The sequence below is a fragment of the Streptomyces sp. NPDC059900 genome (assembly GCF_050270335.1).
Lineage (GTDB): Bacteria > Actinomycetota > Actinomycetes > Streptomycetales > Streptomycetaceae > Streptomyces.
On sequence record NZ_JBNNJZ010000397.1, the window covers coordinates 1 to 7,661 of the forward strand.

Here is a 7,661-nt window from a genome sequence, read left to right on the forward strand (position 1 = left end):
GTATTGCACCGGCTGCCGGTCGTGGTCGTGACCGGCCTCCACCGCCCCGATCAGGGACGCCATGACGCGCCCGACGACCGGGGCGTTCTTGAACTGGTTCCCGCTCGTGCCGATGGCCACGTAGAAGCCGTCGAGCCCGCTGCGGTCATAGATCGGCGTCCAGTCGGAGGCGACGTCGTACACCCCGGCGATGCCCTTGGGTTGGGGTGGCACCGCAAGGGCGGGGAACCGGCGGGCCGCTCGCAGGACTTGGGCGTCGAACAGGTCTTTGGTGCGGTGGGGGTTGATCGCGTCGGGGTCCACGACCCATTGCAAGGGGTCGCAGGCCGGCTCGGCGCCGCCCACCATGAATCCGTTGCCCGGGGACGGACGCATGTAGGTACCGAGATCCAAGTCGGCCACCACCGGTCCCATCGCACCGTCGCCGTCGCTGAACCCGGCCGGAGCCGTGACGTGGTGCACCTCCTGGCGCAGGGGCCGGACATCGATGGAGAAGTCCGATCCGACCCCGGCCAGCCGGTTCAGCGCGCCCGACCAGGGGCCTGCGGCGTTCACGACCACGGGGGCCTTCAGGACCTCGCCGGAGCCGAGCCTCACCCCCTCCACGCGCTCGCCCGCCGTGAGGACGTCGACGACGCGCTGCTTGAAGCGGAATGCCGCTCCGTGGTGTGCGGCGGCGTCGGCGAGATTCTGTGCGGCCAGCAGCGGATCGTCGATGAATCCTGCGTCGGGCATGTACAGGGCCGCGAGTTCCCCGGTGGGGTCCGCCCAGAACGCGTCGTCGTCGATGCGCTTGGGAGGCCAGTGCCTGCCGGGATCGATGCCCGGCACCCGGGCGCGCAACGTGGCGGGATCCCACACTTCGGCGCGTACCCCTACGGCCTCCATCAGCGCGTGGATCCGGTGCAGTTCCAAGACGGGCACGTCGAGCACGACGGCACCGACCTTGCTCAGCGAGGCGAGCCGGCTCCGCGCCCCGCCCAGGTGCTGGGCCCACGCCCTCCAGCAGTGATACGCCTCCCAGGCGAGCGCTATGCCGTCGAACGTCGAGTAGTTGAACCGCACGATCGCGCTGGATGAACTCGTCGATCCGTGCCCCGCGCCGGCTGCCTTGTCGACGACGATGACGCGTCGTCCCGTACGGGCCAGCTCGTGGGCCACCGAGGCGCCGATGACACCCGCGCCCACCACAATCACCTCGGCCTCGACGGCCATAACCCCTCCAAGCCCTTCGCGATGTCCTCAACTCTGGCCGGTGATCACGGGCGCGGCGAGCGACAGGTGTCGACGAAATCCGGCTGCCGTCGCGACATCGGGCGACGTGTTCGCGGCGGGGCCCTTCACCGCAGGCGGAACTCGGCCACGGTCCGCCACGAGCCCGGCGTGCCGCCACCGGCGATCAAGCGGACGCTGTCGATTCGGGCGTGCACCGGCAGCTTTGCCCGCAACTCCAGGGCAGCCCGCCGCAGATCCGCGACATCTGCCAGATGCGTGCTCCCGACAGTCAGGTGCGGGGTCGGGTCGCGATGCGCTCCCCGGTATGGCGGACACCCGGGAAACCCGGCCCACACGCTCCGGGTCAGCTCGCGGAAGGGCGCGTCCGGCTCCGGAGCCAGCCACATGACCTCCTGTCCGAACCACGCCACGCCGGAGAACCGGCAGGTGAAAGCGGGGAGCGGGGCCAGGCTCGTCCGCACGTCGTCGAGCAGGTTCTGCGTGATCTGCTCCGGCGGGACGAAGGGATAAAGGACGGTGACATGCGCCGGAACCGGCCAGGCCGCTGTGTGGTCCAGGGCCCGCCGGTAGTCCCCTACCAGTGCCTCCGCTGCGGGGACGGGAGCGATGATCGCCGTCCTCGTCGCCCGTGCCGGTGTCTGCGGACCCGCCTCAACCATCGCGGCATACTCGCACGGACCCGGACCGAACCGGCAGCGGAGCAACCCGACCGGCGTGAGGCGCGACGTCGACTAGGACACCCTGGCCGGGGGCACGTTGGAGGGATGAGCTCCCGCCTGCGCAACGGTCCGCATGGTTATGGCGCGGTCACAAAGACCCTTCACTGGGTGGTCTTCGTGGCCATGGCCGCGCAGTTCGTCGTCGGGTATCTGCTCGACGTGGACGACAGCGGCCGTGGACGGGGACGCGGGCGGGGGCGCGGCGAGGGCCCGGGCCGGGGGCGGGGCCGTGGTGGGGGCTCGGAGGACGGGTACGAGCCGTTCGGTGATGACGCACTGCTGACCCTGCACGTGGGCCTTGGCGCCGCGGTGCTGCTGCTCGCCGTCGTCCGGCTCGTGTGGCGGCAGGCCACACCGCTGCCCCCGTGGGCGCCGAGTCTCACCCACCGGGAGCGACGTCTGGCACACGGCACCGAGACCGCCTTGTACGCGGCCATGTTCGCCGTCCCCATCACCGGTGTCGCTCTGGTGCTGTCGGGTGACGATCTGCTCGTCGTCCATGTCGCCGCGCAGATCCTCTTCATGGCGGGCCTGGCCGTGCACATCGGGCTGGTGCTCAAGCATCAGTTCGTCGACCGGGATCGCCTGTTGCGCCGCATGCTCTGAAGCCACGCGCGCCGCGGGGTGGCAGCCGCCCCGCCCCGCCGCAGGCCGGGCCGGGCCGGCTGTCAGGCGTCCACCCGCCCGGTCAGGCGCACGGTCACGGTGTCGCCTTCTTCCTTGCCGATCGCCTTGCGCACTTCTGCCTTCACGGGCAGCTTGTGCGTGCCGTCTCCCAGGGCCATGAACGAACTCTGGAACGGGTGGCTGTCGATCGTGCCCCGGACCTTCACCAGGCCGCGGGTGCCGAAGAACTCGGCCGATTCGGGCCATACGACGTAGGTCCAGCCGCCTTTGTTCGGGCTCTTCTGCAGGATCGCGGTGAACTGCTTGTCCATCTCCAACACCACCTGTTCAGAGGCCTTCGACGAGAATGAGGCTGTTGCCGTCCGGGTCACGCACCGCGAACATCGGCGGGACTGCGGGCCCCATCCGCAGGACCTGTGCATCCGCATCGACGCCGTGTGCGAGCAGACCCCCGTGAGCGGCGTCGGCATCCCCGGTCGTCAGGCGGATACCGGCCGGGACCCCCTCGGGAACGAGCGCGACGGTCGTCGCCGCGCCGGGCGGGGCCACCTCGATCCAGCGCCCGTCGCCGAACGGCACATCCCGGCGCACTTCGAAGCCGAGCTCGTCGACGTAGAACTTCATTGCTTTCTGCTGGTCGGTGACGTGAATCCCGACCGTGGCCACCTGTGTGATCCGCGCGGTCCCGCTCATTGCATGCCTCCGCTCGTTGATGTTCACCAGGTAGACCCGGGCAGGCGAGGAAACTCATCGCCTGCCACAGGCGGCCTGGAGCGGCGTCAGCGATGGGTCAGCAGGGCGCAGACGAAGTTCTCCTCCACGGTCCGCAGACGTTGCAGCAGTTCCGGCTTGGTCGTCTTGTTGACCTGGGTGGTCAGGGAGACGGTCAGCGATCGTTTGCCGTCCGGGGTGGCCGCGACGAGCTGGGTGTAGCCGGGGAAGTTGCCGGTGTGGCCGTAGACCACGCCGCAGCGGGTGGTGTAGCGGAAGAGGGCCAGGCCGGCTTTGTTCTTGCCGGGGCCCGCGGGCTCGGATGCGCCGTTGACCCAGTGCAGCTGCTGACGGCGCGTCCGGTCGGAGATCAGCTTTCCGCCCGCGTAGCCGCGGATGAAGGCCGTCATGTCCTTGGGCGTCGAGATGATTCCGCCCGATGCCCATACGCCCGACGCGCTCAGGACCTCGCTGAGGTCCTCGGGCGGGTTCGGCGGGGTGACGTCGTAGCCGTGCATGTAGGGCCGGGGCATGCGGTAGCCCTGCGGCAGGCTGGTGCTGCGCAGACGCAGCGGGTGGTACACGAGCTCGGCGAGCAGCTGCTCGTAGCGGCTGCCCGTCACCGCCTCCGCCATCAGGGCCACGGCGATGTTGTCCGAGTTGGAGTACGTGTACCGGGCGCCGGGACGGAACAGCAGCGGCTTGTGGGCGACGAAGTCCAGCAGGCGGCGGGAGTCGAAGTGGCGGCGCGGGTTCGCGGTCACCAGGGCCAGGAACTTGCGGTCCGCGCTGAAGTCGGGCAGTCCGCTGGTGTGGTTCAGGAGCTGGCGCAGCGTCACCCGGTGCCATGCGCGCGGCAGCCGGGGAAGCATCTTGCCGATGGTGTCGTCCAGGCGCAGCCTGTCGTAGTCGACGAGTTTGAGGGCGACCGCGCCGCTGTACGCCTTGGCCGTACTGGCGATGCGCATGTGGTCGGTGGCTTTGACGGGGCGGTCGGTGCCGGTCCTGGCGACGCCGGCCCGGTAGACCTTGGTGCGCGATCCGCGCTTGAGGACGGCGATCGCTCCGGGCGGTCCGCCGGGTGCGGCGGTCAGTTCCTGCAACTGGCGCCGCAGGGCGCGGTCGCTGTCCGCGGGGAGATCCGCGCCTTGGGCCGGGGCCTGCACGAGACCGGCCATGCAGGTTGCGGCCAGCAGTGCGACAAGGGGCAGGCGGACCTGCGGAAAGCCGGGAATGGGCACGGAGGGACTCCTGTGTCGTGAGCGCGGTGGGACGTCAGAGCGACCGGCTGCCGCCAGGGCAGTTGATCTTCTGGACCCGTAGCTGCGCCAGCACCCATGTGCTTCTCACCAGGGCCTCTTCCGATTCATCCCATAACAGGATGTACAGAAACAAACCTGTGGTCGAAGACCGGCGTGACGCGGCCGTACTGCATCTCAACGAGTGACACGGAAGGCAGCCGGCGACCGTTGGGGCGCCGGCTGCGACCGTTCCCCGCGGGTCAGGTGCGCGCCGGGGCCTCGCCGACCCCGGCCGGCTGCTCGCCGGCGGGCGCGTCGCTTTCAGCGGTGCGCACTGCCGGGATGAGCGCCGCGACGGCGGCGGACACCAGCGCGACACCGCAGCCGATCATCAGGCCGGTACGGAATCCGTCCTCGGAGGCGAAGGTGTAGTCGCCCATGGTGGTGGTCATCTGGGCCAGGACGACGCCGATCACGGCGGAGCCGATGGTGGTGCCCAGGGAGCGCATCAGCGCGTTGAAGCCGTTGGCCGCGGCCGTCTCGGAGAGCGGTACGGAGCCCATGATCAGGGCAGGCATGGCTCCGTAGGCCAGGGCGACACCGCTGTTGATCACGATGCCGGCGACCATGATGCCCCAGGCCGTGCCCATGAGCGGCAGCGCGACCGCGTATCCGGCGGCGATGACGACGGCACCGCAGACGAGCGCGAGCTTCGGGCCGCGTGCGTTGATCAGCTTTCCGCCGAGCGGCGAGATGAGCATCATCATGATGCCGCCGGGGGCGATCCACAGGCCGGCGGCCAGCATCGACTGGCCCAGGCCGTAGCCGGTGGCCTCGGGGAACTGCAGGAGCTGCGGCGCGATGAGCATGAAGGAGTACATGCCGACGCCGATGAGGATGGAGGCGACGTTGGTGAGCAGGACGCGCGGGCGGGCGGTGGTGCGCAGGTCGACCAGCGGGTCGCGGGTGCGCAGTTCGTAGAAGCCCCAGGCGAGCAGCGCCACGGCAGCGACGGCGAACAGGCCCAGCGTGGTGCCCGAGGACCAGCCCCAGTCGGCGCCCTTGGACATGGCAAGCAGCAGCGAGACGAGGCCGATGGCGAGGCCGACCGCGCCGGGTGCGTCGAAGCGCTGCCCCTTGGCCGCGGCCGGGGCGTCCGGCACGATGATGAAGATCATCAGGGCGACGATGAGGGCGAGGACGGCCGACCCCCAGAACAACACCCGCCAGTTCGCGTACTGCGCGACGGCTGCGGCTATCGGCAGGCCGATGGCGCCGCCGATGCCCATGGACGCGCTGACGAGCGCGATGGAGCCGCTGAGCTTCTCGGTGGGCACGACGTCCCGCAGCAGGGCGATGCCGAGGGGCACCATGCCCATGCCCATGCCCTGCAGGCCGCGGCCGACGATCATCGGGACGAGGGACGAGGAGAGCGCGCACACCACCGAGCCGACGATCAGCGGCACGGCGCAGACGAGCATCATGCGGCGCTTGCCGAGCAGGTCGCCGAGGCGGCCGGAGACCGGCACGCATACGCCCGCGACGAGCAGGGTGACGGTGACCACCCACGCCGCGTTCGACGGCGACGTGTCCAGCATCTGGGGCAGTTCGGCGATCAGCGGCGTCACCAGTGTCTGCATGATCGCGGCGACGGTGCCGGCGAGCGCGAGGGTGGCGACGACGGCGCCCGCCCGGCTGCTCGACTCGGGGGCATCCATGACGGACTCCTCAATCTCTTCAACGTATGCAACGATGTGCATCATACACACGGCAAGTATCATGCATATTACGTGCACGGTGCACATACACCGAAGGGCGGGGAGCACTCCCGTCAGCGGCACGGAAGCCGCAGCGCCCTGCGACACCGCCGAGACGGGAGGAACCGCACATGGACAAGCCATCACACCTGATCGAGTTCGAGCACATGATCCTCGGCCGCCATCAGTTCGGCAGCGACAACCGCCGCAAGCAGGAGGGCCGCCTGGAGCGCAGCACCTACATCATCCTCAGCCGGATCCGGGCCCAGGGACCGATGTTGGTCGGCCAGCTCAGCGAGGCGTTCCAGCTCGACGCCTCCACCCTCAACCGGCAGACGGCGGGCGCGGTCAAGGCCGGTCTCCTCGAGCGGATCCCCGACCCCGAGGGCGGCATGGCGCGCAAGTTCCGGCTGACCGCCGAGGGCGGGCAACGCCTCGACGCCGAGCGCGAGATGCAGATCGGCGGGCTCGACAAGGTCTTCGAAGACTGGTCGGCCGAGGACGTGGAGATCTTCGCCCGCTACGTCCAGCGGTTCAACACCAGCATCGAGCGGCTCAGCGGCCAACCCTGGCCCCGGTCCTGACAGATCGCGCAGAGGCACACGCACAGGCGGCCCGGCCCCATACCCTGGGCCCGGTCCGCACTAGCTGGGAGAGACATGACAAGCAGGTTCACCGAGTTGGCCGTTGACTGCCACGATCCGGAGCGCCTGGCGGCCTTTTGGTGCGAAGTCCTGGACTTCAAAGTGATCGAACGGCACGAGGGCAAGGTCGAGATCGGCTCCTGGGTGCCCACCGTCGAGGAGGTCCGGGCCCGCCAGATGCCGCCCACCGTGCTCTTCGTCCAGGTGCCCGAGGACAGAACCGTGAAGAACCGGCTGCACCTCGACGTCAGCCCGATCGACGCCAGCACCCACGACGAAGTGAACCGGCTGCTCGGCCTGGGCGCCTCCAGGGCTGACGTGGGGCAGGGCCCGGACTGCAACTGGGTGGTCATGGCCGATCCCGAGGGCAACGAGTTCTGCGTCCTGCGCACCCTGGCCCCGTAACCGCGGCGCGCAGCCGGCGATCGCCCCCCGCCCGGGCGGCTCACGCCGGAGCGGACCCGCCGAGCACCAGCACGACCGCCCCGCCGGTGGGATCCAGGTCCCGGATCTGCCAGGAGCGCTCTGTGATCGAGGTGCCGGCCGCGGTGGTGTAGGCCGCGACCTTCAGCACGCTCCCCGCCGGAGTCTGCGCGCACAGGTCTGCGGGTGTGACCACGTCGTCGCCGAAACGCAGGGCCAGTTCGATCGTCCACGGGGCCGCCGCGAACGCGTCGGCATCGGCCAGTCCCCGGATACGGCATTGGGCGCCGGGGAACAGGTGGG

General features: G+C 69.9%; 10 protein-coding genes. 3 read left to right on the forward strand and 7 right to left on the reverse strand.

Going from position 1 to position 7,661, the window contains the following annotated elements; genetic code table 11:
* Both ACQKIP_RS33825 and ACQKIP_RS33830 read right to left on the reverse strand, forming a co-directional pair.
* The coding region (locus ACQKIP_RS33825) for an NAD(P)/FAD-dependent oxidoreductase (protein WP_427745021.1) at positions 1-1,215 on the reverse strand (1,215 nt) is incomplete at its 3' end.
* Positions 1,216-1,340: 125 nt separating this feature from the next.
* Entirely contained in the window at positions 1,341-1,895 is a 555-nt protein-coding gene (locus ACQKIP_RS33830; RefSeq protein WP_365853556.1) for a 2'-5' RNA ligase family protein, read from the reverse strand.
* Positions 1,896-2,000: 105 nt separating this feature from the next.
* Here ACQKIP_RS33830 and ACQKIP_RS33835 point away from each other — a divergent pair, with 105 nt between their 5' ends.
* A complete protein-coding gene (locus ACQKIP_RS33835) occupies positions 2,001-2,561 on the forward strand; it encodes a cytochrome b (RefSeq protein WP_365853558.1) in 561 nt (186 codons plus the stop codon).
* A 62-nt stretch (positions 2,562-2,623) separates the two neighbouring features.
* Here the strand turns inward: ACQKIP_RS33835 and ACQKIP_RS33840 are convergent, their stop codons facing one another.
* The 4 genes from ACQKIP_RS33840 to ACQKIP_RS33855 all read right to left on the reverse strand — a co-directional run bounded on the left by ACQKIP_RS33840 (position 2,624) and on the right by ACQKIP_RS33855 (position 6,252).
* Positions 2,624-2,893, reverse strand: a complete 270-nt coding sequence (locus ACQKIP_RS33840) for a DUF1905 domain-containing protein (RefSeq protein ID WP_365853560.1) — start codon at positions 2,891-2,893, stop codon at positions 2,624-2,626.
* Positions 2,894-2,909: 16 nt separating this feature from the next.
* Entirely contained in the window at positions 2,910-3,275 is a 366-nt protein-coding gene (locus ACQKIP_RS33845) for a VOC family protein (RefSeq protein ID WP_365854682.1), read from the reverse strand.
* Between the two features lie 86 nt (positions 3,276-3,361).
* Positions 3,362-4,534 carry a serine hydrolase domain-containing protein gene (locus ACQKIP_RS33850; protein WP_427745022.1) on the reverse strand — a complete coding sequence of 391 codons (1,173 nt, stop codon included), beginning with the start codon at positions 4,532-4,534 and terminating at the stop codon, positions 3,362-3,364.
* 260 nt (positions 4,535-4,794) lie between these two features.
* Positions 4,795-6,252: an MFS transporter gene (locus tag ACQKIP_RS33855; protein ID WP_365853562.1), complete on the reverse strand. Its 1,458-nt coding sequence runs from the start codon at positions 6,250-6,252 to the stop codon at positions 4,795-4,797.
* A 170-nt stretch (positions 6,253-6,422) separates the two neighbouring features.
* On the opposite strand from ACQKIP_RS33855, the gene ACQKIP_RS33860 reads away from it, so the two are divergent.
* The gene (locus ACQKIP_RS33860) at positions 6,423-6,875 is read left to right on the forward strand and encodes a MarR family winged helix-turn-helix transcriptional regulator (RefSeq protein ID WP_427745023.1); all 453 of its coding nucleotides are present in this window, start codon (positions 6,423-6,425) and stop codon (positions 6,873-6,875) included.
* 75 nt (positions 6,876-6,950) lie between these two features.
* A complete protein-coding gene (locus ACQKIP_RS33865) occupies positions 6,951-7,340 on the forward strand; it encodes a VOC family protein (protein WP_365853566.1) in 390 nt (129 codons plus the stop codon).
* A gap of 40 nt (positions 7,341-7,380) precedes the next feature.
* Here ACQKIP_RS33865 and ACQKIP_RS33870 read toward each other — a convergent pair.
* Positions 7,381-7,661 (reverse strand): hypothetical protein (locus ACQKIP_RS33870; RefSeq protein WP_427745024.1); only part of this gene is annotated, 281 nt, incomplete at its 5' end.